A 25,584-nucleotide genomic window follows, 5' to 3' on the forward strand; every position below is an offset into this window, starting at 1 on the left:
GGTTGGTCTCTCTCCTAAGAGCGCCTGCGGCGACGTGGTCCGCAACGTGACCGGCTGCCCGCTGGCCGGTATCGATGGGGAAGAGATTACCGACGCCTCTGGCCTTGCCAAAGAAGTCGCGGCCGAGATGAACGGAAATCCGGAGTTCTACAACCTGCCGCGTAAGTTCAAGATCGCGGTGAGCGGGTGCCCGGTGTGGTGCTGCTATCCGGAGATCAACGATCTCTCGCTTACGGCGATCAAGCGTGGCGACGAGCTCGGCTATAGCCTGCGTGTCGGCGGTGGTCTCTCCAAGGAGCCGCACATGGCGGTTCGCCTGCCGGTATTTCTCAAGCCGGAGCAGTGCATCGAGGCCGTGCGTGGTGTTTTGCGGATCTTCAGGGACCAGGAGGAGCTGCGTAAAGACCGCTCCAAGGCGCGCATCAAGTACATGTTTATGGAACATGGCTGGACGGCCGAGAGCTTCACGGAAGAGCTGCAGAAGCGCGTGGGCTTCACCTTCGAGCCTGCGGTCGAGGAAGTGCTGCCCGAAGATGTCTTCCGCGATCACTGCGGCATCCGCAAGCAGAAGCAGGAGGGCCTGAGCTCGGTCGGTATGAGCGTTCTGCGTGGTCGCGTAAGCGGCGAGCAGCTTGAGAAGATCGCCAACCTGGCCGATGAGTTTGGCAATGGGGAGCTGCGGACCACCATCATGCAGAACCTGATCATCCCCAATGTTCCGACAGAGAAGGCGCAGGCACTGGCGGCTGAGCTCGGCAAGCTGGAGCTGCACGTTGAGGGATCGGTCTTCTGGCGCGGAACCGTGGCCTGCACCGGTACAGAATTCTGCAAGCTGGCGATCAGCGAGACCAAGGGATTTTCCAAGTGGCTGGTCGATGAGATCGAAGAGCGCCTGCCGCAGTTCGATCAGCAGATTCGCATCAATGTGACCGGTTGCCCGAACGGCTGCGGCCAGCACTGGATCGGCGATATCGGCCTGGAAGGCAAGAAGGTCAAGGTCGACGGCAAGATGGTTGATGCCTTCAACTTCGCCGTAGGCGGAGCGGTCGGCAAGTATCAGCGTCCGGCGCGTCCCATCGGCTATCGCGCAGCCGCGACCGAGGTGCCGGAGGCCATCGAGCGCCTGCTGCGCGGCTACCTGGCCAAGCGTGAGCAGGGCGAGAACCTGCGCTCCTACTTTGCCCGCACCCCGGATGAGGAGCTTCGCAACCAGCTCGCAGGACCAGGGCCGGCGACGATTGGGGAGTAACAGCCTATGAGCAGTCTCTTTCCCATGTTCCTGAAGCTCGACGGCCGTAGATGCCTCGTCGTAGGCGCCGGCCGGATTGCGGATGGAAAGGCGGAGGGATTGCTGCGTGCCGGCGCTGATGTAACGGTGATCGCGCCCGAGGCGAACGACTCGGTTCGTGCTCTGGCTGCGGTCGGACGCGTGATCTGGCACGAGCGTGAGGTGCAGGCCGGAGATACAGCTGGTTTCTTCCTCGTGGTTGCCGGAACCAACGTCGCTGCGGTGAACCGTGCCGTCGTTGACGAGGCACGGGCAGCGAATATCCTCGTCAATGCTGTCGATGATCCGCCGTACTGCGACTTCTACTATGGTTCTATCGTTGAGCGTGGCGATCTGCAGATCGCTATCTCTACTGCCGGTGAGTCACCCGCTCTCGCACAGCGTTTGCGCAAAGAGATCGATGCGCAGCTTCCGCCGGATACGGGAGAGTGGCTCGCTGAGGTTGGTAAGCTGCGCCGCGAAGTAATCGAGATGGAGCCGGTTGCCAACGACGAGCGGAAGTGGATTCTGCACCAGTTGGCACAGCGTGAAACCTGTAGCAAAGATGATTGCCCGTCGCGTGCGATGGCTCGCGAACATGCCGCTGAGGTGACGCGGAAATGACGACGGCACACAAAGGCGTTGTCTATCTGGTAGGTGCGGGGCCCGGCGATCCTGAGCTTCTGACGGTGCGAGCCGTGCGCCTTCTTGAGACCGCGGACCTGGTGCTGCATGATGATCTCGTGCCCGGCTCGGTGTTGGCGCTGATTCACGCTGGAGCGGTGGTGGAGTCCGTAGGCAAGCGCTGCGGCCGAGCCCGCATCACGCAGCAGGCAATCAATGCCATGCTGGTCGAGGAGGCCCGCAAGGGGCTCTCCGTTGTTCGTCTCAAGTCCGGTGATCCCATGGTCTTTGGCCGCGCTGCTGAGGAGTTGGATGCGTTGCGCGAAGCGGGCATCCCCGCCGTCGTTGTGCCCGGGGTTTCGGCTGTCTTCGCCGCTGCTGCCACGTTGCAGACACCGCTGACGGACCGCCGTTCGGCCTCGCGTCTCATCCTTGCAACGGGCTCTCATGCTGAAGGCAAGCAGGCACCGCCGCTCTGGCAGGGAATGCTGCCCGACGAGGCAACACTGGCTGTTTACATGCCCGGACGCGACTTTGCTGCCACCGGAGCCGAGTTGCTGGCCAACGGTATGGATGCGACAACGCCTGTCGTTGCGGTTTCTCGCGCAGGGCAGCCGGAACAGTCTGTGGTGATGGGGCGTGTCGGCACCATGCATACGCTCGAGCCTGGACACGCGCCTGTGCTTCTACTGGTCGGCAGAGCCCTGGAAGATGTGGTCTTAGGGAAGATAGCCGTAGATCAGGGCCTTCGTCCGCTTCTCGCGGAACTCACTTAATCCCGCATCCCACATCGCTACGATATCGTGCGGATCTTTGTCTGCCTTGATGGCATCGATCGTCGCCTGATTCACGACTAACCGGTTCGCCCGATCCAGATCGAATTGCTGCGGATACAGATGATGCAGTGCCGCCAGGATCTCAAGACCCAGGGCTGGACCGTCGAGTCTCGTGCGATCCGTCACCACAATGCGCACGCCCGGAATCGCCTGTCCGTGGAAGGGATACTTGTGCTCGTCTTCGGCGACCTTCAGTGTGGTGGCTTCGAAGCGCACCTGCGTGATCTTACGGCTGTTCAGGTAGGTCACAAGCTCATCCGCCTTGATCCAAGGAGCTCCGAACTGCTCAAAGGGAAAGTCGGTGCCGCGGCCGATAGAAGCGTTTGAGGTCTCCACTAATCCCAGAGCCGCATAGATGGTCACGGAGGCCATGGTGCGCAGATTCGGGCTCGGATTCTGCCATGGCAGTCCGGTCTGATCGAACCATAGGCCACGGGTGTAGTTCTGGGTGCGGACGACGGTCAATGGCGCATCCAGCGGCTTGCCGTTAGGCCCGAGTTTGTTCTGGTTGAAGTAACGGGTCACTTCGCCCAGTGTCATGCCGTTCTGAGATGGAAGACCGGCCATGTAGTTGGTATAGCCATCGTGGCCGGTATCGGAGAGCGGTCCGCCGACGGTGGTGCCGGCGGGCATCGCCGGACGATCGAGAATCACGATGTCGAGACGATGATGGTACTGCTGTTCTTCCTGGGCGGCCGCGTCGAGGAAGTAGCCTACCTGTGCTTCGTACGTGTAGTAGCGGAAGCCTGCATCCTGCAGATCAACAAAGACGGCATCGAGGTTGGCGAGATCTTCGTGCTTCGGATGTCGCGCTGCTACCGACGCATAGAGCGAGATGACGGGCAGGCCCGATGCTTTGTCCTTGCCGGACTCGATGCCTTCGCGGTCCTCGGCGCCAAGAATGCCGTGCTCCGGCGAGAAGAGCATCGTGAGCTTCAGCCCAGGAAGGCTGGCGTGGGTAAGGATATCGATGGTGCGCTTCCCGTTGCGATCGAGGCCGGTGTTGTTGGTGAGCAGGCCGATGTTCAGATGGTTGTTGTGGTGCGCGAGTAGCGGCTTGAGCTGCGCGAAGCTTTGAGACTCGAGGGAATCGATGCCTGGAAGGATCTCTGCTCCAGTCGCTGTCTTCGATCCAGGTGTATAGAGGTTGAGTGCCTGCGCTGTTGCTGTTGCGATCTTGCCGCGCAAGGGGGTGATCGGAGGGCGTCCCTTGGGGTGAATCGCATTGGCCAGCAGGATGATGTAGGTATTGCTGCGTGGGTCCATCCACAGGCTGGTGCCGGTGAAGCCGGTATGACCAAAGCTACCGACAGGGAAGAGGTCACCACGTGGTCGGGAATAGGGCGAATCGATATCCCATCCATAACCGCGCAGGTATTTTGCGCCAGTCGGCTGTTCCGGCTGTGCCATCAGCTTCAGCGTCTCGGTCTTGAGCGGGAAGCTTGAAGGCCGTCCCGCGAGCTTATCGAGCAGAGCCTGCGCGTAGATGGCGACATCCTGCGCGGTCGAAAAGACACCGGCATGTCCAGCGACGGAACCCATGCGTCGCGTCGTCGGGTCGTGCACTGATCCTCGAATGAGCTGGTCGAAGTGCGGATTCACCTGGGCGTTGAGCTCATCGTCATGTGCCGTAGGAGCGATGCCCGGAATCAAGGTGCCGGGCCACGTTCCCTCGGCGCACTTGTACATGGCCTTGCTGTCCTCATAGACCAGCGCCGCGCCAACCTTCTTCGCATGTCCGCACACCTTGTCGAATGGGAGGTAGCGGGTGTGCGTCATCTTCAGCGGTTCGAAGATATGTTTTTGCGCATAGACGTCGAGCGGCTCACCCGAAAGCTTCTCGACCAGGGCTCCGGCAGTGATGAAGTTGATGTCGGAATAAACGAACTTCGCCCCCGGGGGATTGATCGGCGTGGACTCCATCGCCCGCGTGATGCCTTCCGCCTTGTCTGGAGCGGCCAGTCCCCACGGGTCTTTCAGAGAAACATCAGGCGCGAGACCGGAGTAGTGGGTCAGGACCTGACGAATGGTGATCTTTTCTTTGCCATTGGCGGCGAAGGCCGGCAGATACTTGGAGACCGGATCATCAAACTGGAACTTGCCCTGCTCATAGAGCTGCATCATTGCCGTCGCAGTCGCGATGCACTTGGTCAGCGAGGCCATGTCAAAGATCGTCTCTTCGGTCATTGGCTCCGCGGCGGTCGAGCCATCGAGGCCGATTTCGCCGGCGACCTTGCGGTCACCGTAAGCCTTGTGAAAGACAACCTTCCCATCGTGCCCAATCACTACGACACCACCGGRCAGTTGCCCAGCCTTCAGGGCGTCGGCCATCAGCGTATCGATGGAAGAGAAGTCCTGTGCGTGCGAAAAGGTACTGACAGCAAACAGAAGAGCGGCGGCGAAGACTTTGCGCATGGCGATCATTTTGGGGATAGCTTTCAGTGACTGGCGATTGCGTTAGAGCATTTCCCTGTAGGTGTAGTGTAGGGCTTCCGTATCTATGGGCGTTTTCCGCAATGAAAACGCCGCTGTACATTCCTTCCGGGATACCCAGCAACAGGGAAAATGCTCTTAGTTGTCCGTTGGTTTGTCGGCTTTGTCGACCACGAGGGTAGAGACCGATCCGTGAGTTGCGGTGATCTTCAGACCGAGTTGTTCCTGCAATGCGATGAAGAGCGGCGGGCTGGGCGCATCGTTCGATGCCCGAGGCACCTCGCCTCCGAACTGTGTCTCATCCGGAGCCCATTCCAGGTCGAAGTCATAACGCCCGCTCAGTCCGGTCTTATCCACCACAGGGCGGTCGAGCATCGCCCGCTGCATCATCGCGGCAAGTTCGCTAACGGTTGCGTTGCGTGCCGGCAGCACGATCTTCGAAGGGGGATAGACCGTGGCAATCAACGTTGGTGGATCATCCGGCTTCATCGTGCTGGGCTTCAGCTTTGGTCCATGAGGAGCCACGGTGAGCTCATAGATCGAGAAATCTTTTTGCTCGCGGTGGAAGGCAAGATGAAATCTCTCGGTGAGCAGGCCCCGCAGCATGACCATCTGTTCGGTGCGGACCGGACGGGTGTCTCCCGGTGTCAGGGCATCGATGTTGTAGTGTTCCGAATCAAGCCAGTCTGGTCCACCGGAGATGGTCCGCGGGTTCAGATCATAGGCCGCAGCAATAAGCAGTTTGAGAGTGTAGTCGCGGACGACGAAGCGGTTGTTGCTCTCCATGCGGAAGTAGCGGCCGCCTTGCGGATTATGTTCGATGGGTTTGACGGTCGCGACTTCGAACCCATCGAACTTCGGCCGGGACGTCGATGTCTGCTGCGCGGAAAGAACCGCGGTTGAGGCTGCCAGGGCTGTGATCAGAAATGGCCGGATCATAGAAGACCTCACGCAGGATCTTTGGATTGGACGAGGCTGATGCCCGCGCCGACGGCAACCGTCACCGTCGAGCCGAGCAGTACGTACCAAGTGTAGGCAATCGGAGGCAAACCGGGAATGGCTGGGATTATGTTGATGCTGCTCAGCCAGAGCACCAGATTGACGGCGAAGCCCGCAATCATGCCCACAATTGCTCCGGTCTGGGTTGCGAACTTCGTCAGCGTTCCTAGCAGAAAGACTCCGAGCAGCGAGCCGTACGCAACCGAGGCGATGGAGAGGCCGGTTTCAACAACATGGCCCTTGCCACCTGCAAAGACGGAGTAGACGGCGATGGCAAAGAGGATCACCGCCCATACACCGGTCGAAATACGCGACAGGCTGGTGCGTTCGCGTTCTGTCGCCTCAGGGCGGATCCGCATATAGAAATCGACGACTGTGGTCGATGATAGCGAGTTCAATGCGGCACTCAGGTTCGACATCGCCGCTGCAAGGATGGCGGCAATCAACAGACCGGCGATGCCGGTCGGCATCTCACGCACGATGAAGGCCGGGAAGATACGGTCGGCGCTGCTGAAGCCCGGTGTGCCGCTCGACGGCTGTCCGTAGAAGACCCAGAGGCCTGCGCCGATGATGAGGAACAGGAGGAACTGCAGAAAGACGACGCCGCCCGATGCGAGCAGAGCCAAACGGGATTCTCTGAGGCTCTTTGCCGCCAGCAGGCGCTGCACCATCAACTGATCGGTGCCATGCGATGCCATGGTGAGGAAGGTTCCACCCAGAATGCCGGCCCAGAAGGTGTAGGTCTTTACCAGCGAAAAACTGAAATCGAGCCAGTGCAATTTGCCTACCGCGGAGGCGGCTTCATGGATGTGTGTCCAGCCGCCGGGGACATGGCGGCCGAGTGTGATCAGCGCGACGAAGGTGCCGGCGATGTAGAGCGTCATCTGCACGACGTCGGTCCAGATCACCGCGGTCATGCCTCCCTCGAAGGTGTAGAGCAGAGTCAGTGCGGAGATGATGGCGATCGACAGGATGTCGTTGGTTCCTATCGCCAGTCCGACAACGATCGAGATGGCGAAGACGCGCACACCTTCAGCAGCTGCTCTGGTGATCAGGAACAGACCTGCGGTCACGGTGTGCAGGGTCGGTCCGAAGCGCCGACGGATAAGCTGATAGGCCGTAAACAGCTCGCCATGGAAGTAGCGCGGAAGAAACAGGACGCAGATCACAAGGCGCCCGATCATGTATCCCAGCACAAGCTGCAGGAAACCGAAGTTCGAAGTAAACGCGATGCCGGGGACCGAGATGATGGTCAGCGTACTGGTCTCCGCCGAAACGATGGAGAGTGCGATGGCCCACCACGGAATCGTCTTGCCGCCCAGAAAGTAGGAGCTCAGCGATTTGTCCTGCGACCGGAAGCGCAGACCGAAGAGAGTGATGCCAACAAGATAGGCGGCCACGATAGCCAGATCGAGCGGGTGCAGGCGAGTCATCTACGTGTGAGTGTAAGGGCACGGTATGATCACTGGCTATGGCGTTTTATCTGGGAATGGATGCCGGCGGGTCCCGTACCCGCGTGGCTGTCAGCGAGGATGGCCGGGAGCTGGCCCGCGTGGAAGGTGAGAGTATCAAGACCCTGCGCATTGCTGAAGGCGACGCCGACGCCCGTCGTGCCGCCGAGGCGCGTTTTGGAGCGTTGATAGAAGAGCTTGGCTCCAAAGCAGGCGTCGATCTGCGATACGTGGAGCGGAGCAGTGTCGGACTTAGCGGGGCCAGCGTTCCTGCGGTACGGGAGTTTGTAGATCGTGTGCTTAGCCGCCGTGTGGGCGGAACGGTGGAGATCGTCGGCGACCAGGTGATTGCGCTGGATGCGGCGTTTTCTGGTGGCGATGGAATTCTGGTGATCGCGGGTACGGGATCCAATGTGGGCGGACGGTTCGGAGACACGCTGTTCGGCGCCGGCGGCTGGGGGCCAATGCTGGGAGATGAAGGTTCTGGCTATTGGATCGGACACGAGGCATTGCGGTCTGCCACCAAAGCGCGAGATCGGGGAGAGAACCCGCTGGTGCTTACGGAGGCGATGCGGGCATGGAATGTAGAAGGTATCGGTGATCTCATCGCCGTTGCGCATCGGCCGGGCACTTCGTTTGCCGGGTTATCGCAGGTTGTGGTGGCCTGTGCGGATCGCGGAGATGCCGTGGCCATCGATGTCCTGCGGCGCGCGGGTGAGGAGCTGGCAACGCAGGTCGTCACGGTCCATCGCAAGATGCAGGCCGCAGGCTTTGCGGCGTCTGAGTGCGGTGTGGCGTACACGGGAAGTGTTCTCGGCAAGATCGATCGTGTCAGGGAGAGCTTCAATGCTGCGATTCTGCAGCAGATCCCCGGCGCACGATTTGTTGAGGGAGAAGTAGACGCCGTTGTCGGAGCTCTGTGGAGAGCGGCTCACCGTCGGTAGCCACAGATCCGGGTGCATGGGCTGTTTCGAATTTGTCGACACTCCAACGCAGTTCGTTATGCCAAAAACGTGCCGCCCAGACAGGTACCCAGCAGCTTGCCGTCTTCGGTAAACAGGTTGAGGTTCGCAGGCTTTCCCTCCGCAATCACCGGCGCTTCCAATCCAAGCATCGTTGCCGGATTGGTGCTCGCCAGCCCTACTGCTGTAGCCAAAGACGTCCCTGTAAAGGCACGCACGTTCTCAATTGCCTTATCGAGCGTAAGAACGCTTCCTGCCAGAACACCACGGGCGGTGGCGCGTCCATCGGCAACTGTCACCTCGAAGTCGCCTAGCATGTAGGTGCCTTCCGGCATGCCGGTGGCGGAGATGCCATCCGTGACCAGGATCCCGCGATGCGGCCCCTTGGCTTTGAGCCAGAGCCTTACCAGCTCCGGTGCGACATGGACGCCGTCGCAGATGAGCTCTGCGAACAGAGCATCGCGATCAAGGACCGCGCCGAGCACACCGGGTTCGCGATGGTCGAGCGCTCGCATGGCGTTGAAGGTGTGGGTTGCAGAAACAGCTCCGGCAGCAATGGCCGCGTCTGTTTCTGCAAGCGTGGCATTGGAGTGCCCGACGGAGACGCGAACGCCCTTCTCCACGGCGCGACGAATGACATCCATCGCACGCGGTTCTTCGGGAGCGATGGTCAACAGGCGAATGTGCCCGCGTGAAGCTTCATAGAAGCGGTCAAAGAGGTCCACACTCGGCGGCTGAATCAAGGCTGCGGCGTGGACGCCGCGCTTACTGTGCGAGACGAAAGGGCCTTCCAGATGGACGCCGACGGGGCGAGCCTGGCCTGGCTGCGCCGGCCCTTCGATGATATCGGCCAGTCCACTGAGTGCCTGCAACGTGGCATCGATCGGAGCGGTCACGGTCGTGGGCAGAAACTGCCCAACACCACGTGTTGCCAGAAAGCTTGCGACCGCCGATAACGCAGTCGGGTTCGCCTCCATCACATCGTGGTTCGCAGCTCCGTGCAGGTGGACATCGAAGAGCGCCGGAGTAATGGTGGCGTTGGGGAAGTGCTTGGCGCCGGCCGGCGTTTCACTGCTCTCGCGAGTGGAGATGTGTGCAATGCGGCCGTCCTCAAGGGTGAGGATGGGATTTTCGACAATGCCCTGCGATGTAAGGGCCCGTGCGGCTGTAAGAATCGTAGACACTACTCGGTTATGTTACCTGTTCTGGAAGCTGATTAGAGCATTTCTCCTGTTGCTGGGTATCCCGTGAAGAGCGTGCGGCGGCGTTTTCATTGAGGAAAACGCCCATAGATGCACGCCCCCTGCACTACACCTACAGGAGGATGGCTCTAACGTGTGGCGACTGGCGGTGCTGGAATCCCCAGATCACTGGCGGGTGGCAGTGTGCGGTCGTTGGTCCACTGCCGTTGCGCTGTACGTACCTTGTCGATACGCGACAGCCAGAGCTGAATGGTGAAGTCGTAACGCTCCAGGTTATTACGCAGGAAGTAAGGACGGTTCGACTTGAGCCATGCTGTTTCATATAGATCGCGCAGCAGTGAATAGTTATTGCGCAGGTCCTGCAGCTTGCCGTTTACGGCATTGATCACGTTGAGTTCGCGGCTTACTTCAAGACGGTCGTCGCGGGTCTTTGAGGCTTGCAGGCTGTATGCATGCTGGTATCCGGTTGCCATTTCGTCGGCGAGCTGGAACTTCAGGCCGATCAGGTCGAAGCGCCGCGCGCCGAGCTCCAGCGCGTCCAACGCATCGGTTTCGCGGAGGTTTGGGTTTGTTACGCGAGCCTTGGCAATCAGCGTCAGCGCCGCCTCGGCATGCAGACGCAGCTCGCGCAGCACCGGACGGAGCTGCGTCGCCTGTTTCTGTCCGTCCGAAGACCAGGGATCGATCCAGAAAAGAAGGTCTCCTCCGTCTGCCTTATAGTCAGAGTCCTTCAGAACCTGGTGGCAGAGCATCAGCTCCTTCTGCGCCTGGTCAATGGAGCCGGTCGTATCGCCGTGGAAGCTGCGGCCATAGCTGGCCTGGAACGCCGGGATCGAGGCCTGTCCCTGGTGCCATGCGGCTTCCGCGCCGAACAGAATGCCGTACCAGTCGTTGTTGGCCAGGGCCTCACCATCGTCGCGCCAGATAGTGTTGAGCTGGCCGGTGGCTCCCAACCGTTCTCCGTCGGCGGTGAAGTTCTGGATGTTGGAGAGCGCGTAGTTGTTGTTGGGATAGACGCGCGACCAATTGTTCACTCCCGGCGCGACCCAGGTCTCGAACGCCGCATTGGTGAAGGGAGTGATGTAGCTGTCGAAGCTCGCATGTGGGTTGTACTCCCAGGCCACGGCCAGCGTATCCCGCTTGAACTGCGCGGGCATCGCTTTCAGTAGAGCAGGCTCCTTGTAGGCAATATCACCCCAGAAGAGCAACCGCCGGTTCAGCGGCTTCAGGTCGGTAACGATCCGCTGCATGAAGTCGAGGTAGACCGGTCCAAGCCCACGCGCATCGACGTCGGGTTTCGTGGCGCCTTTGCCCAGGTCTACCGTCTCATCCGCACCGATATGCAGGAACGGTCCGGAGAAGATGTTCGAGAGCTCCGTGAACATATCGCGGATCAGCGTGGTGGAACCCGTCGCTCCGGGGGCCAGTACATGGCCGTGCGGTGTCTCCGCCAGCGGCGTGTACTGCTCCCAGTTGAGCAGGTAGTGGAGGTGGCCGAAGGCTTCCTGCTCGGGAATGATGGTGATGTGCAGCTTGGCTGCGTAGGCGGCCAGCTCCCGCGCTTCAGCCTGGGTCAGATGGCCTCCGGGCGGCTGCATCAGCGGATGCCCCGTGTACTGCATGGTGTGCTCGAAGTAGGGCGAGTAGATGTTGACCTTGTAGGCCGCCAGTACCCGGAGTTGCTTCTTCATGAAATCTAGTGTGGGAAAAGGGCCGCGCGAGAGATCGTCGTGCAGGCCGCGATACTTCAACGCCGGCCAGTCGCGAATGGTGGCCGTATGCAACACGGCCTGGGGTCCATTGCCGTCGATAAGTTGCTTCGCGGTCTGCAGGGCGTAGAAGACTCCGCTAGCAGTAAAGCCTGTCAGGGCGATGCCTTGCTTGTCAGGGATGATCGCATATCCCTCTGGCTTGATGGCATCATCGGGCTCTTGGGGAGCGCCTTTCGGCAGAGCGTCCGTGTAGATCGACTTCGCATTGGTGCTGCTGCCATAGCGAGTGACGAAGACGTGGACTGGAGCTCCAGCTGGTGGGGTAGCAATAGAGCGGGATGCCAGGAATGCCTTGAAGTCGTCTAACGCGAAGGCGTCTTCGGGATCGCACGGAGAGGCACATGTTACCTCGATGCCCTGGGTGAGGGGGAAGGTCTCACCTGCTGCTGCCTCGCGAGGAACCGGGATCAATGCAAGCTTCGGCGGAGTGGTGTTGGCAGAGGATTGAGCAAACAGGGAAGCAGAGCAGCCGAGGAGGATGGCTGCAGTTAAACGATGTGCCATGCAGACCACCGTACATCAGCGCTGTGGAAATGGAAATGTCGGGAATGCGACCATGAGATGATCGATCAATTTTTATGACCGGGAGAGATGTTTCAATGCGGTTTTGGCGTATTTGGTTGGTAGGTGTGGCATTGTTGCTGGGCGGAGGCGCAGTAGATTCAGAGGCGCAGGAAGCACGAAACGAAAGCGAAGAGACAAAAACGCTGCGTGCGGAGATGGCCGCCATGCGCAAGGAGCTGCAGGCGCAGATTGACCTGCTGAAGACACAGTTGGCGTTGAGTCGTGGCGCGCAGCCGGTCTCTGCTGCGGCTCCCATTCTGGCTGCAGAGGCAGCTCCGGCGCTGCCTGTTATAAAGGTCGTTCCGGCGGCGGCTCCTGTCGCGGCGGCGGAGTCATCCAGCGTCGCCATGGTAACGCCTGTCCCGGTCAAGCCGACCGAGGCGATTGTTGCTGCCGTAAAGCCTCCGGCAGTCGCCGATGGCCCATCGAGCTTCCGCTTCAAGGGCATTTCTCTGACGCCCGGAGGCTTCCTCAGCCTGGATACGATCTACCGCTCGAAGTCCATGGCCGCTGAAGTGAACACTATCTTCAGCCAGTTGCCATATGCCGGTTCGGGGCTGGCCCATGTAAGCGAGTGGTACGGCAGCGGACGTCAGTCGCGTTTCAGTCTGCTCGCCGAAGGCAAAACCGGCTTCGGAAAACTTACCGGTTACTTTGAAACCGACTTCGTTGCCGCCGGAGCCACCTCGAATAACAACCAGTCCAATAGCTACGTTTTGCGGCAACGCCAGCTCTGGGGGCAAGCTGCCTTTAACTCCGGCTGGACCTTTACGGCAGGCCAGATGTGGACCCTGGCGACAGAACACCGTCGCGGCGCGGAGCCACGTGCTGAGAGTCTGCCAAATGTTCTCGATGCTGCCCAGCACATCGGCTATACCTGGGGCCGGCTGGGATCGGTGCGTGTGACGAAGAAGTTTGGAGAGTCAGTGCAGGCGGCCTTCTCGCTGGAACAGTCGCAGGCGCTGTTCAATGCGACCAACGCACCCAGCAACTTCTTCCTCGGAGCTCCCGGCAATGCACTGGGTGCTTATAACCCAGGCTTCAACTACACCGAAAATCCGGCTCCCGATGTGCTGGCGAAGGTCTCCTATGATCCGGCGAAGGGTGGCGTATGGCGCGGACACTATGAGCTTGGCGTGATGGGACGTCTCTTCCGCGACCGCTATTATCCGACCGGCGCGGTGACACCGCAGAACGACACCAAGGCCGGTGGATCATTCTTTGTTAGCGGCCGTGTTCCAGTGGGACAACGGCTGGAGATCGGCGCCAAGGTGCTCGCAGGCCGCGGCGTAGGCCGTTACGGTGCAGCCACCCTGCCGGATGTCACTGTGCATCCGGATGGTACGTTGGCCCCGCTGCGCGGCGCTCAGGCATTCTTCCGCGCGGAATTCAAGGCGACGAAGAAGCTGGATCTGTTCACCTATGACGGCCTGGAGTACACGCAGCGGCTCTACTACCGCGACAGCAATGGAACGCTGGTTGGGTATGCTCCGCCGTCCATGGTGAATACGGGCTGCCTGACGGAGGCTGCTCCGACGGGGAATACCGGGTTCGTTCCCGGCACACCTGCGAATTGCGTCGGTGCAACGCGCATGCTGACAGCACGCTCGGTCGGCTATGTCTATCGTTTCTATGACGGTCCGGCGGGGCGCTTCCAGCTCTCGACGGTCTACAGTTACCTGACCCGCGATGGATGGGCTGGGGTAGGTGGAGCTCCGCGTGCGACCAACCACTTTGTCTACACGGGAGTTCGTTACTTCCTACCGTAGTCTAGTCGTGGAGATAGAACCAGAAAGGGCCGGCATTCGCCGGCCCTTCTTCTTGTTAGTGTGCAACTCTTAGTTCTGCTTCAGGCCTTCAAAGTAGCACCGTTCGGTCATCGCACAGAAGACGTGTTCAAGGGCCAGGTGGCACTCCTGGATGTGGGCGGTAATCGAGGAGGGAATAATCACGGTAAAGTCGCMAAGCYCGACCATCCGGCCGCCGTCCTTCCCGGTGAAGCCGACGGTAATCATGCCGCGCTTCTTCGCTTCGTCGATTGCCGCGAGGATATTCGGGGAGTTGCCCGAGGTGGAGATTCCAAAAAAGACATCACCCGTGGCGCCAAGGGCTTCGATCTGACGGGAGAAGAGGCGATCGAAACCGAGATCGTTGCCAATTGCCGTCAGATTGGAGCTGTCGACTGTCAGGGCGACGGCGCGCATGGCGGCGCGGTCATGCACCAGGCGRCACACGAACTCGGCAACCAGATGCTGTGCATCGGCGGCGGAGCCTCCGTTACCCGCGACAAGCAGCTTGCCCCCTTTTAGCATGGAGGCCGCTGTTGCTTCGGCTGCTGCAGCGACTGCCGATAAGATGGCTTCGTCGGCCAGAACCTTCTGGATGGTGGCGGCGGTTCCGTTGAGATGTTCGCGGACGAGGGATGTCATGTCCTTAGTTTCTAGGGTAGTTGTATGAGGCGCAAGTAAATCCTGTCGGCAGCGACCCCTTGGCGACGGAGTTGCGCGGACTTGATAGGCTGATTGTTGTGAGGATGAACAAAATGCTGAACGAAGCCCGTTTGTTCCCGGCGGAGCCGGGTGTACGAAAGATCGCAGAGAAGCTCTATGAGACGGTACGTGACCTGCCCATCATCTCTCCGCATGGACATACTGACCCGCGCTGGTTTGCCGAGGATCCGGCGTTTCCTGATCCCGCCGCGCTGCTGATTCAGCCGGATCATTATGTCTTCCGCATGCTGTACTCGCAGGGCGTCAAGCTGGAGAGCCTGGGGGTGCCGCAGATCGACGGCAAGCAGAAGGCAGATTCGCGTGAGGTGTGGCGGATCTTCGCGAAGCACTATTACCTCTTCCGCGGCACGCCGACGCGTATGTGGCTGGATTACACCCTCGAAAAGCAGTTCGGCCTCACAGAGCTGCTGAGCGAGAAGAACGCCGATGCGTTCTATGACACGATTGCGGCGAAGCTGCAGACACCTGAGTTCCGGCCGCGGGCTCTGTTTGAGAAGTTCAATATCGAGGTACTGGCGACGACCGATTCTCCGCTCGATAGCCTCGAATATCACGAAGCTATCCGCGAATCCGGATGGAAGGGGCGTGTGGTCCCGACCTTCCGTCCCGATGCGGTGATTGACGCCGAGTATGCCGACTTCCAGGGCAACCTGAAGAAGCTGGGTGAGCTAACTGGCGAGGATACCTCCAATTACAAGGGCTATCTGGCTGCTTTGCGCGCCCGCCGCCGTTTCTTCATCGAGATGGGCGCAACCGCTACCGACCATGGCCACTTGACGGCGAAGACGGCCGACCTGGGCGAGGCTGCTGCGAGCGCTCTGTATGCCAAGATCCATGCCGGTACGGCCGATGCCAAAGAGATGGAGCTCTTCCAGGCGCAGATGCTGACCGAACTGGCCGGTATGAGCGTGGAAGACGGCCTGGTGATGCAGCTGCATCCGGGCTCTGTGCGCAATCACAATCTCGGCATCTACAAGAAGTTCGGCCGTGACAAGGGCGCCGACATTCCGTCGCCGACGGAGTATGTCCGCAACCTGCGTCCACTGCTGGATAAGTACGGCAATGAACCTGAATTTACGTTCATTCTGTTCACGCTCGATGAGACCACCTACAGCCGTGAACTGGCTCCGCTCGCCGGACACTATCCGTGCCTGCGGCTTGGCCCGGCATGGTGGTTCCACGATTCGCCGGAGGGCATGACGCGCTTCCGCGAGCAGGTGACCGAGACCGCCGGCTTCTACAACACGGTCGGCTTCAACGACGATACACGTGCCTTCCTGTCAATTCCTTCACGTCACGACGTGGCGCGGCGTATCGACTGTGCCTTCCTGGCACGGTTGGTGGCCGAGCACCGCATCGAGGAGCAGGAAGCCTTTGAAGTAGCCCAGGACCTGACCGTCAACCTGGTGCGCAAGGCATACAAACTGTAACAACCCGTGACGAATGGGAGGGCCGGCAGAGTGCCGGCCCTTTTCCTTCGCCGGCTGGCAGGGACGTTCCGAAATTGCGGCATTTCAAGTGGTTTTACCTCTTGAGTAGCCGTTTCTCAGTTCCTTAGGGAATGCAAGTTTCTTCACGATAATCATGGGGCAGCTTTTCGTTGATATGCTTGGTGTCATAAAATTGGTTCGACCAGTTACGGGAAATGAGGAATTAGTTCGATGAGTGACGTATTGCGGCTTCCACGGTTTTCGATCGGTACCGGCGATCGGTTCGCCCACCAGGCAAAGGCGCAGCTTCAGGCTTGCGTGAATGCGGCTAAGGCCGGTGTAGAGGTGGTGCCGGTATGGAACAAGTCGAACCGTGAGCACACCATCATTGGCAGCGAGCCTTCGCTGACGCGCGCCGCCGCCGATGCTGCCGTAAAGGCGCTGGGCTGGGACAAGCCATACTTCCTCGACGCGGACCATATCAATCTGAAGACGATGGCGCGCTTTGTGGCTCCCTGTGACTTCTTCACCATCGATGTGGCGGACGACATCGGCAAGCCTGCTGCGGCTGCTGACGTGGATGCATTTGTAAGCCGTCACCCGGAGCTGGTGGGCACGGTGAACATTCCTGGTATCGCGGAGCCGTTCCGTACCGATGAGGCCTTTGTGCGCGGTGTAGCGAACAAGTTCCTCGGCGCGGTGCAGGAGGCCGGAAAGATCTATCGTGCCATCCTGGAAGCGAAGGGCGAGGGCAAATTCGTTCCTGAGATCTCAATGGACGAGACCGACCTGCCGCAGACCCCGGTAGAGCTGCTGATCATCCTGGCTGCGATTGCAGACGAGAAGGTGCCGATCCAGACCATCGCTCCGAAGTTCACCGGCCGCTTCAACAAGGGTGTGGAGTACGTGGGCGATGTCGCGCAGTTCACCCGCGAGTTTGAGGAAGACCTGGCGGCGATCGCCTTCGCCGTGAAGAACTACGGCCTGCCGGAGAACCTGAAACTGAGCGTTCACTCGGGATCGGACAAGTTCTCGATCTATGCTGCGATTCACAACGCTGTGACCAAGACCGGCGCGGGCGTTCACCTCAAGACGGCCGGCACCACCTGGCTGGAAGAGGTGATCGGTCTGGCTGAGGCCGGTGGTACGGGCCTGGCGATTGCGAAGGAAGTGTATGCCGAGGCGTTCTCGCATGCCGATGAGCTGATGGCTCCGTATGCCACGGTGATCGACATCAAGAAGGAACAGCTTCCGACGGTGGACGAAGTCAATGGCTGGACGAGTGCGCAGTTCGTTGGTGCACTGCGTCACGTACAGAGCAATCCTCTGTACAACGCGAACTTCCGCCAGTTGATCCACGTCGGCTTCAAGGTTGCGGCCAAGATGGGACCGCGTTATCTGGAGGCTCTGGAGGCGAACGAAGAGATCGTCGCCAAGAACGTGACCGAGAACCTGTGGGATCGCCACATTCGTCCGGTCTTCCTGGGCGCGTAATACTGAAGATGGATACAAAAAGCGCGGCAGAGCAGGTGCCGCGCTTTTTGCTGAGGCGAAGATGATTCTGGTTTTGATGGGAGTTTCGGGAGCAGGCAAGTCGACGGTCGGTCATGCACTGGCCGAACGGTTGAGTTGTCCGTTTGCCGATGCGGATGATTACCATCCGCCTGCGAACAAAGCAAAGATGGGTGCTGGGCAGCCGCTGAATGACGAGGACCGCCAGCCCTGGCTGGAGCGGCTGAACCAGCTGATGCGCGAATGGCACGAGAAGAGAAGCAACGGCATACTGGCCTGCTCCGCGCTGAAAGACAAGTACCGCGTGACTCTGAGCCAGGGTATGCCGGAGGGGGCTGTGCAATTTGTGCTGCTGGATCTTCCGAAGGAGACGCTCACGGAGCGCCTGGCGGCACGTCAGCACGAGTACATGAATCCGAAGCTGCTGGACAGCCAGTTGGCTACGCTGGAACGCCCGTCCGACGCTGTTATCGTGACGAATGACAGACCCGTAGAACAGGTCGTAGACGAGATTTTGAGCAAAGTGAAGTAGGAGGGGAAAGATGGGGCACAAGCTGTTTGATCTCACGGGCAAGACTGCCGTGGTGGTTGGTGGAACGTCGGGCATCGGTCTGGCAATGTCGCTGGGCCTGGCTGAAGCCGGCGCGGWTGTGGTGGCGAGCTCGCGGCGCCAGGAGCAGGTAGACGAGGTGGCTGCGAAGATTGAGGCGCTGGGCCGCCGTTCGCTGCGCGTTCCGACGGACGTAAACGACCGTGCGACGCTGCAGACCCTCGCCGACAAGACTCTGGAGGCGTTCGGCAAGGTCGACATCCTGATCAACTGCGCCGGCAAGATCAAGCGTGAGCCCACGCTGACAGTTCCCGAAGAGACCTGGGACGACATCATGAGCACCAACGTGACCGGCACTCTGCGCGCCTGCCAGATCTTCGGCAAGCACATGCTGGAGCGTGGTTACGGTCGCATCGTGAACATCGCTTCGCTGAACACCTTTGTCAGCTTGAAGGAAGTCTCTGCTTATGCGGCCAGCAAGGCTGCTGTGGGCGCGCTAACCCGTTCGCTGGCGGTGGAGTGGTCGTCGCTGGGCGTGACCGTGAATGCGATCGCTCCGGGCGTCTTCCGCACGGACCTGAATGCCAAGCTGCTCGATGAGTCCCCGCGTGGACAGGAGCTGAAGATGCGTACGCCGATGGGCCGCTTCGGTAAGACTGAAGAACTGGTCGGTGCGGCGATCTTCCTGGCCAGCGATGCTGCTTCGTTTATCACTGGTGAGATTGTCGTGGTGGACGGCGGCTTCCTGGCCAGCGGTGTAAATCAGTAAGCTTCTGCGATGAAGCGGAAAAGGAGCGCCAATGGCGCTCCTTTTCATTGAAGGAAGTGTTTCCTTAGCGTGCGAGCCATCCACCATCGACATTGAGTACAGTGCCGGTGATGTAGTTGGCGGCAGGGCTGGAGAGGAAGACTGCGGTAGCGGCGATGTCTTCAGGATCGCCCCAGCGGCCGGTGGGGATGCGCTCGAGGATCTGGCGGTTACGCGTCTCGTCATTACGCAGCGGCAGCGTATTGTCGGTGGCAATGTAGCCGGGAGCGATTGCGTTGACCTGGATGCCGCGCGGCGCCCATTCATTCGCTAGTGCCTTCGTGAGCTGTGCCACAGCGCCCTTGCTGGCGGCATACGCAGGCACGCGGATGCCGCCCTGGAAGGAAAGCAGCGAAGCGATGTTTACGATCTTGCCTGGAGCTTTGCGTTCGATGAGCGCACGTCCGACCAGCTGAGAGAGCTGAAAGACAGAGTTCAGATTGATCTGGATGACGCGCTGCCAGTCCTCAAAGGGATAGTCGACAGCCTCGTGCCGGATAATGGTGCCGGCATTGTTGACCAGAATGTCGATCTGGCTAAACTTGGCGATGACCTGGTCGAAGAGCTGCTGGGCGCCTTCCGTCGAAGAAAGGTCGGCTTGGAAGGCCGCTGCGTTGCTGCTCATGGCGATTCCTGTGGGTGCTCAGGAGTTCGGTCCAGCTACGGTAGACCCCGCAGAAGTACTGGCTTCGCGCGGGAAAGAATTCGTGGCGAAGGCAAGAACCGCCGAGACCGGCGTCTACAGTGAGACGCTAAAAGAGTATGGGAATCACAAAACTATGCTGGCGGCACGGGCAAAGACGGGTGCTCCCGAGTATCACGAGGCGTGGTCGGATTTCTTCGTCGTCCTCGATGGAGAATTCACTATGTTGGTGGGTGGAAAGCTGAAAGACCAGTACCCGATCGACGGGAAGCCTGGAGAGCTGAGTGGCTCGGGAATTGAGGGTGGAACGAAAATCGCACTGAAGAAGGGGGACGTTTTCCACCTTCGGCCGAAGACTCCGCATCAGGCCGTGCTGACTCCGGGTAAGACGCTGCTCTACTATGTCATCAAGGTGAAAGAGTAATGAAGCTGCTGCAGGTTGCGGATGCTGTGCGCTATGAGCGCATGACGACGGAGGAGATCCGGGAGGCGTTTCTCGCGGATGAGCTGGCCATAACCGGCTCGCTGGAACTGAGATATATCGATCTGGACCGTACCGTGGTTGGATTTGCGGTTCCTACCAGCGGCGCGTTGGAACTGCCATGTCCGGCGGAGCTGCGGGCAGACTTCTTCTGCCAGCGCCGTGAGCTCGGCATCCTGAATGTTGGCGGCCCTGGCGTGGTGACGGTCGATGGCACGGAGTTTGCGCTCGATAAGCTGGACTGCCTGTATGCCGGCCGTGGAGCGAAGCGCTCGTGATGGGCTTTACCCTACTGGAGCCGGGTTCGAACTGGAACACCATGCCGCCGCATACGCACATGCGCCGCAGCGAGGTGTACATGTACTTCGATGTGGATGCGGGACATCGTGTGCTGCATCTGATGGGACCGGCAACCTCGACAAAGCATCTGGTGGTCGCGAATCACGAAGTGGCGATCTCGCCCGGCTGGTCGATTCATGCCGGTGTCGGTACCAAGAGCTACGGTTTCTGCTGGGGCATGGGCGGCGAGAACCAGCGTTATGACGATATGGATGCACTCACGATTGCGGACCTGCGATAAATGATTGTCTCGATCAAGCCGGTGACAGAGACCGGACATGACCTGGTATCTCTTGGCGAAGTAATGGTGCGTTTCGATCCAGGCGAGACGCGGATTGCACGAACGCGCAGCTTTACCGTCTGGGAAGGCGGAGGAGAGTACAACGTCGCCCGCGGTCTGCGCCGCTGCTTCGGCATGAAGACGGCGATCGTGACCGCTCTGGTGGACAACCCTGTCGGTCGCCTTGTGGAAGACCTGATGCTGCAGGGCGGCGTCGATCTACGGCACGTCCTCTGGTCGAAGTTCGACAGCATCGGCCGGGAATCGCGCAACGGAATCTATTTCCTTGAACGCGGCTTCGGCCGCCGTGGCGCGGTCGGCATGATGGATCGCGGACATACGGCGATTTCACAGGTAAAGCCTGGCGAGATCGATTGGGATGGGATCTTCACGCATGCCCGTTGGTTTCATACAGGCGGCGTAATGGCGGCTCTGAGTGAGAGCTCAACTGCGGTGGTTCTTGAAGCGATGCTCGCTGCCAAGCGTCACGGAGTCGTGGTCTCCTTCGATGCCAACTACCGGCCTTCGCTCTGGAAGGAGCGTGGTGGCCGGCGCGCTGCGGTGGAGGTAAACCGTATGCTCGCTGAACATGTCGATGTCTTCTTCGGGCACGATGGAGACTTGAGCGCAGAGCTCGGGAAATCATCGCAGGGACCGGCATGGCATACGGTCGACAGCTTCGGTGAGATGGCGCAGAACGTGATTCGCGACTTCCCGGGATTGAAGGTGCTGGCGACGACGATGCGTCGGGTTCACTCAGCCAGCAGCAATGACTGGGGAGCCTTCGGCTATGCCAACGGCGCAGTCGCTGAGGGAATCCGGTACAACAACCTCGAGATCTTTGACCGTGTGGGCGGGGGCGACTCGTTTGCTTCCGGTCTGATCTACGGCCTGTTGATGGGACGCGATCTGAAGTGGTCGCTTGATTGTGGTGTGGCGCATGGTGCGCTGGCCATGTTGACGCCGGGCGACAGCTCGATGGCGACACTGGCAGAGGTGGAAGGTTTAATGGCCGGTGACGGCGCAGGAGTGAAGCGATAAATGGCTGCAAAGCAGGAGATTCTGAACAGGATTCGTGAGGCTTGTCTGGTGCCGGTGTTGCGCGCCAGCAGCCCGGAGAAGGCTGTACGCATGGCGCGCGCTGCGGCCGAGGGCGGTGTGATCGTCATGGAGGTCACAATGACGGTACCGGACGCGGTGCGCGTGATCCGCACCCTCGTCAAGGAAGACCCGCAGATGCTCATCGGTGCAGGCACAGTACTCGATCCGGAGACGGCAAAGGTGTGTATCGCAGAGGGTGCGCAGTTCGTGGTGAGTCCGGCATTGAATCTGCGGACGGTGCAGTATTGCCGTGAGATGGATATCGCAGTGTTTCCCGGTGCGCTGACGCCGACCGAGATCGTGACCGCATGGCAGGCAGGCGCTGACGTGGTTAAGGTCTTCCCGGCCGGAGCGATGGGGGGAGCGAAGTACCTGCGCAGCCTGAAGGCACCGCTGCCGCAGATCGAGATGATTCCGACCGGTGGAGTTACCGTCGAGACGGCTCAGGATTTTCTGTCTGCCGGAGCATTCGGCCTGGGGGTCGGAGCCGACCTGATGGACGAGCGCGGCCTGGAAAATGGCGGTGTGACCGCCAAGGCGCGCGAGTATATGCAGGTCGTGAAGAGCTTCCGCGCACGCTAGACTAGGACAAATTCAATGCTGAAAACGGAGCGCTATAAGCGCTCCGTTTCGTTTTAAACGCCGGGGACGCGGCGGGACCACAGTAGCGGCTGCCGCGCGGGATAGAGCCGCAGCAGGGCAAGATTGTCGAGATCGGCTGGGTCTGGCGGCAAGGCCTTCCAGATGGCTGTATATTCCGGCCTCTGGTAGGCACGGCCGGCCAGGTAAAGCGAGAGAGGGCGGAGCGGCAGGTCGCGGAAGTTCAGCGCGTCAGCGCGATAGCGCCACTGCTGCTTGTTCTCAAGCGACGGAGCCATGAAGGCGACGGCGGAGCGCAAGCCTTTTCCATCGCTGGTCTGGAAGGTCCACTGCGATTCGAAAGGTGTGGAGAGTACCTCGCAGGTAAGGGCCAGGCACTCCAGATGAAAGATGGAGTTGGCGAAAGGAGCCGTGGTTGCCAGCGCTGCGGGGAAGTTGCCATCCAGTGAGATCAGCGTCAGCAGGACTTCGCGGAAGCGGCGCAGGCAGTATCCGGAGATGGTGGCGATATTGGCGAAGCGGGCGTATTCGCCGGCCTGCGCAACCCAGCAGATGCCATGGATGGAGCGCGTATCCCGCTCTCCCTGGCCGAGGGTAGAGTCGTACATCCAGTGCGCGTAGTCCGCGAACCAGGAACGAAGCCCCTTCAGATCGGTATCCGGAAAGTCTTCCGAGGTTGCCAGAAAGCTGATGGCGCGGACAACCTCGACGAGATAGATGGTCTCAAGGATCCCGGTAGCCCGCCCCTCGGCCACGCCTTGAATCGCCTGCGCGTGGTTCAGCGACGGGTTCATGCGTGTCTCCGGAGTCAGGAACCAAGCCCGCAGATGAAGCAGGGCAGCGCTGACGTACTTCGCGTCTTTGGTGATCAGCCAGGCTGCGGCAAGTGCCGGAATCACCTGCGCCATACGCAGCAGAGCATCTCCATGAGCATGAAATGCATTTGGATTGCGTTCGCCTTGATGCCGTACCCAGGGCTTCTCCGGATCTACATCCGGAAACCATTCAGGATCTTCAGAGTAGAAGTCGTTCGGTGTTGCCTGAGATCGTTCCGCAGGAAAGGCCGTGATGGTCGTGGGCTTCTGCTGAAGATAGATCCCCGCCAGACGAAGGATGCGGTCGTGATCGATCGCTGCAATGTCAGGCCGGGTGGTTCCCGCGGGCAGGCCGGGCATCTGGGCGTGCATTCTAAGGCCGAAGGCGCCGGTGATGGCAAGGAAGTGACGGCGATCCATGGCTGGAAGCATACCGGATATTTCTGAGTGTGGAACTAGGGCATTTTCCCTGTAGGTGTAGAGTAGGGCTTCCGTATCTATGGGCGTTTTCCGCAATGAAAACGCCGCTGCACACCCCTTCCGGGATACCCAGCTACAGGGAAAAATGCTCTAAGACGCTCCGCGGCCTTTGAGAACCGCCGGTATGGTCATGACCAGAATGCGCAGGTCGAGCGTCAGCGTCCAGGTATCGATGTAGCGGAGATCCAGAGCGATCCAGCCGTCGAAGTCGAGGTTCGATCGTCCGGAGACCTGCCATAGGCCCGTCACCCCCGGCTTTACAGAGAACCGGCGCATCAGGCTCAGATCAGAGAACCGGCTGACATCGCGTGTGGGGAGAGGCCGCGGCCCAACCAGAGACATATCGCCGAGCAGGACATTGAACAATTGTGGCAGCTCATCAATAGAAGTCTTCCGAAGGAGTGCTCCAAGGCGCGTGATACGTGGATCACGCTTGATCTTGAAGACAGGACCGGAGGTCTCATTCAGGTGTTCGAGTTGCGACTGCTGGCTCTCCGCGTCCACCACCATGCTGCGGAATTTGTACATGGAGAATGGATTCTTGTTGAGGCCATAACGCGTCTGCTTGAAAATAACCGGCCCTTTGCTGGTGAGCTTGACCGCAATGGCAATCAGCAGAAAGAGAGGAGAGAGAACAATAATGCCCAGCAGCGAGGTCACAAAATCGAATGCCCGCTTGAGGAATCGGCGGCTGTCATGGTGCACCATCTGCATCACCACGCGGTYCTGATCGCGACGGAGCTTCTTGGTGATGGAGGTCGTAAAAATGTTTGTGAGGTACTGAGACTGCACTCCCGCGGCCTCACACAGATCGATCACGCGCTGAATCTCTTCGTAGTGCGACTTCAGAGGAAGAGCAATGAAGACCTCTTCTACCGGAAGACGCATCAGCACATCATGCAATGCAGCGACTTTACCGAGATAGGGAGCATGGATGCGTTTTTCCGAATCCGGCTGCGGTTTTGAATCGACGAAGCCAATGACCCGGTAGTCCCATTGAGGATGGTGCGGAAGATCCTGCAGCAGCTTCCGTGCCAGCGGACCGCTGCCGATGACCAGCGCCGTGCGGGGAGCACGTGTGTAGCTGTGAACGTAACCGGCTGAGATGGCCAGCAAGCCGCGGCTGGCATAGATAGAACCCGTTGCCAGCAGAAAGAACAGTGCGCCTGGACGAACGATGTTGCCGCCTGTCGAGCGTTCGATGAGCGCGAAGATCGCGACAGGGGTGCAGAAAAGCCCTGCCAGCAGAATGCGGCTGGAGAGATGCCGGAACGATGCTGCGCGATAAAGGCCCGCGGTCCAGAGAACCAGTCTCCATGCGGCTAGGCAGATGAGAAACAGAAGCAGATTGCGCAGGGAGATGCGAAGGCCGAGGGACGCCTTGAGATGTGACGGCTCGATTGAAGTGCGATAGTTAGCCAGTGTTGTGACGGCGAGGCTAAAAGAGAGGAGCAGCAGGTCGAACCATACGACAGCGGAGTTGGCGTAAAGACGGACAGCAGCCTTACTCTCCGTCATACCGTATCCCGAAACCGCGTGAGACGTATCGCGTCCAAGGGAGACAGGACCGTCGGAAATCATTCCTGGTGTTGCCATACAACCGATTCCTTTTGGCGCCCGTAAAATAACTCAGCTCAGGACAGCCATTCAAACCCATGGAATGAGCAGGGGGAGCGACTCTGCTCGTACAGCCTAAGTGAGATTAACACCGCAAATCACTGATTTGAGGTCGTTATGTTGCAACTTTCGTGTCATCTAATGTTCGCTTTGGTGCTTCTGCGCTCATTGATGTAACTATCGGTATCGAGTGCACTCTCGACCAGTTACCTTTGGGGCAAACCTTTGTCTATATCCCCATAAAAGTAACGCGGCCCGCCTGTGGCGAGCCGCGGATTACCAAGTGATTCGAGGGTTATACCATGTGT

The 25,584-nt window shown here is 59.7% G+C and carries 23 protein-coding genes; 14 read left to right on the forward strand and 9 right to left on the reverse strand.

Annotation, left to right across the window (positions count from 1 at the left end):
- The 3 genes from AB4043_RS00210 to cobA form a co-directional block, all read left to right on the forward strand.
- The coding region (locus AB4043_RS00210; protein WP_442306292.1) for a nitrite/sulfite reductase at nt 1-1,249 on the forward strand (1,249 nt) is incomplete at its 5' end.
- Between the two features lie 6 nt (nt 1,250-1,255).
- A complete protein-coding gene (locus AB4043_RS00215; RefSeq protein WP_442299243.1) occupies nt 1,256-1,891 on the forward strand; it encodes a precorrin-2 dehydrogenase/sirohydrochlorin ferrochelatase family protein in 636 nt (211 codons plus the stop codon).
- Nucleotides 1,888-2,667 (forward strand): uroporphyrinogen-III C-methyltransferase, encoded by a 780-nt coding sequence (cobA, locus tag AB4043_RS00220; protein ID WP_442299244.1) that lies wholly within the window; start codon nt 1,888-1,890, stop codon nt 2,665-2,667. The genes AB4043_RS00215 and cobA overlap by 4 nt, the downstream gene beginning before the upstream one ends.
- On the opposite strand, the gene AB4043_RS00225 is transcribed toward cobA, so the two are convergent.
- The 3 genes from AB4043_RS00225 to AB4043_RS00235 form a co-directional block, all read right to left on the reverse strand.
- Entirely contained in the window at nt 2,611-5,142 is a 2,532-nt protein-coding gene (locus tag AB4043_RS00225; protein ID WP_442306293.1) for a serine hydrolase, read from the reverse strand. The genes cobA and AB4043_RS00225 overlap by 57 nt on opposite strands.
- A gap of 156 nt (nt 5,143-5,298) precedes the next feature.
- Nucleotides 5,299-6,099, reverse strand: coding sequence for a TIGR03435 family protein (locus AB4043_RS00230; RefSeq protein WP_442299246.1), 801 nt, complete (start codon nt 6,097-6,099; stop codon nt 5,299-5,301).
- Nucleotides 6,100-6,107: 8 nt separating this feature from the next.
- A complete protein-coding gene (locus tag AB4043_RS00235) occupies nt 6,108-7,592 on the reverse strand; it encodes a sodium:solute symporter (RefSeq protein ID WP_442299247.1) in 1,485 nt (494 codons plus the stop codon).
- Nucleotides 7,593-7,630: 38 nt separating this feature from the next.
- On the opposite strand from AB4043_RS00235, the gene AB4043_RS00240 reads away from it, so the two are divergent.
- On the forward strand, nt 7,631-8,554 hold the full coding sequence (locus AB4043_RS00240; RefSeq protein WP_442299248.1) for a BadF/BadG/BcrA/BcrD ATPase family protein: 924 nt from the start codon (nt 7,631-7,633) through the stop codon (nt 8,552-8,554).
- Between the two features lie 56 nt (nt 8,555-8,610).
- On the opposite strand, the gene nagA is transcribed toward AB4043_RS00240, so the two are convergent.
- Nucleotides 8,611-9,756 carry an N-acetylglucosamine-6-phosphate deacetylase gene (gene nagA / locus AB4043_RS00245; protein WP_442299249.1) on the reverse strand — a complete coding sequence of 382 codons (1,146 nt, stop codon included), beginning with the start codon at nt 9,754-9,756 and terminating at the stop codon, nt 8,611-8,613.
- A gap of 146 nt (nt 9,757-9,902) precedes the next feature.
- Nucleotides 9,903-12,050 (reverse strand): glycoside hydrolase family 20 zincin-like fold domain-containing protein, encoded by a 2,148-nt coding sequence (locus AB4043_RS00250; RefSeq protein ID WP_442299250.1) that lies wholly within the window; start codon nt 12,048-12,050, stop codon nt 9,903-9,905.
- 125 nt (nt 12,051-12,175) lie between these two features.
- Between AB4043_RS00250 and AB4043_RS00255 the strand changes: the two genes are divergently transcribed.
- Nucleotides 12,176-13,879 (forward strand): hypothetical protein, encoded by a 1,704-nt coding sequence (locus AB4043_RS00255; protein ID WP_442306294.1) that lies wholly within the window; start codon nt 12,176-12,178, stop codon nt 13,877-13,879.
- 69 nt (nt 13,880-13,948) lie between these two features.
- Here AB4043_RS00255 and AB4043_RS00260 read toward each other — a convergent pair whose 3' ends face one another.
- Nucleotides 13,949-14,539: a D-sedoheptulose-7-phosphate isomerase gene (locus AB4043_RS00260; protein WP_442306295.1), complete on the reverse strand. Its 591-nt coding sequence runs from the start codon at nt 14,537-14,539 to the stop codon at nt 13,949-13,951.
- A 113-nt stretch (nt 14,540-14,652) separates the two neighbouring features.
- Here AB4043_RS00260 and uxaC point away from each other — a divergent pair, with 113 nt between their 5' ends.
- The 4 genes from uxaC to AB4043_RS00280 all read left to right on the forward strand — a co-directional run bounded on the left by uxaC (nt 14,653) and on the right by AB4043_RS00280 (nt 18,881).
- Nucleotides 14,653-16,050 (forward strand): glucuronate isomerase, encoded by a 1,398-nt coding sequence (uxaC, locus tag AB4043_RS00265; protein WP_442299253.1) that lies wholly within the window; start codon nt 14,653-14,655, stop codon nt 16,048-16,050.
- A 231-nt stretch (nt 16,051-16,281) separates the two neighbouring features.
- A complete protein-coding gene (locus tag AB4043_RS00270; protein ID WP_442299254.1) occupies nt 16,282-17,544 on the forward strand; it encodes a tagaturonate epimerase family protein in 1,263 nt (420 codons plus the stop codon).
- Nucleotides 17,545-17,605: 61 nt separating this feature from the next.
- Entirely contained in the window at nt 17,606-18,094 is a 489-nt protein-coding gene (locus tag AB4043_RS00275) for a gluconokinase (RefSeq protein WP_442299255.1), read from the forward strand.
- Between the two features lie 10 nt (nt 18,095-18,104).
- Complete coding sequence (locus tag AB4043_RS00280; protein WP_442306296.1) at nt 18,105-18,881, forward strand: SDR family NAD(P)-dependent oxidoreductase; 777 nt, start codon at nt 18,105-18,107, stop codon at nt 18,879-18,881.
- A gap of 64 nt (nt 18,882-18,945) precedes the next feature.
- Here the strand turns inward: AB4043_RS00280 and AB4043_RS00285 are convergent, their stop codons facing one another.
- On the reverse strand, nt 18,946-19,545 hold the full coding sequence (locus AB4043_RS00285; protein ID WP_442306297.1) for an SDR family oxidoreductase: 600 nt from the start codon (nt 19,543-19,545) through the stop codon (nt 18,946-18,948).
- A gap of 82 nt (nt 19,546-19,627) precedes the next feature.
- Here AB4043_RS00285 and AB4043_RS00290 point away from each other — a divergent pair, with 82 nt between their 5' ends.
- The 5 genes from AB4043_RS00290 to AB4043_RS00310 are packed head-to-tail and all read left to right on the forward strand — an operon-like array spanning nt 19,628 to nt 22,346.
- A complete protein-coding gene (locus AB4043_RS00290; RefSeq protein ID WP_442306298.1) occupies nt 19,628-19,987 on the forward strand; it encodes a hypothetical protein in 360 nt (119 codons plus the stop codon).
- Nucleotides 19,987-20,322, forward strand: coding sequence for a hypothetical protein (locus AB4043_RS00295; protein WP_442306299.1), 336 nt, complete (start codon nt 19,987-19,989; stop codon nt 20,320-20,322). The genes AB4043_RS00290 and AB4043_RS00295 overlap by 1 nt, the downstream gene beginning before the upstream one ends.
- The gene (locus AB4043_RS00300) at nt 20,322-20,624 is read left to right on the forward strand and encodes a 5-deoxy-glucuronate isomerase (protein ID WP_442306300.1); all 303 of its coding nucleotides are present in this window, start codon (nt 20,322-20,324) and stop codon (nt 20,622-20,624) included. The genes AB4043_RS00295 and AB4043_RS00300 overlap by 1 nt, the downstream gene beginning before the upstream one ends.
- Nucleotides 20,625-21,704 carry a PfkB family carbohydrate kinase gene (locus AB4043_RS00305; protein WP_442299260.1) on the forward strand — a complete coding sequence of 360 codons (1,080 nt, stop codon included), beginning with the start codon at nt 20,625-20,627 and terminating at the stop codon, nt 21,702-21,704.
- The gene (locus tag AB4043_RS00310) at nt 21,705-22,346 is read left to right on the forward strand and encodes a bifunctional 4-hydroxy-2-oxoglutarate aldolase/2-dehydro-3-deoxy-phosphogluconate aldolase (RefSeq protein ID WP_442299261.1); all 642 of its coding nucleotides are present in this window, start codon (nt 21,705-21,707) and stop codon (nt 22,344-22,346) included.
- Between the two features lie 53 nt (nt 22,347-22,399).
- Here AB4043_RS00310 and AB4043_RS00315 read toward each other — a convergent pair whose 3' ends face one another.
- Both AB4043_RS00315 and AB4043_RS00320 read right to left on the reverse strand, forming a co-directional pair.
- A complete protein-coding gene (locus AB4043_RS00315) occupies nt 22,400-23,611 on the reverse strand; it encodes an alginate lyase family protein (RefSeq protein ID WP_442299262.1) in 1,212 nt (403 codons plus the stop codon).
- A 138-nt stretch (nt 23,612-23,749) separates the two neighbouring features.
- The gene (locus tag AB4043_RS00320; RefSeq protein WP_442306301.1) at nt 23,750-25,255 is read right to left on the reverse strand and encodes a sugar transferase; all 1,506 of its coding nucleotides are present in this window, start codon (nt 25,253-25,255) and stop codon (nt 23,750-23,752) included.
- Between the last annotated feature and the right edge of the window lie 329 nt (nt 25,256-25,584).

Source organism: Terriglobus sp. YAF25, assembly GCF_052113305.1.
In the GTDB taxonomy this organism is placed as follows: Bacteria; Acidobacteriota; Terriglobia; order Terriglobales; family Acidobacteriaceae; genus Terriglobus.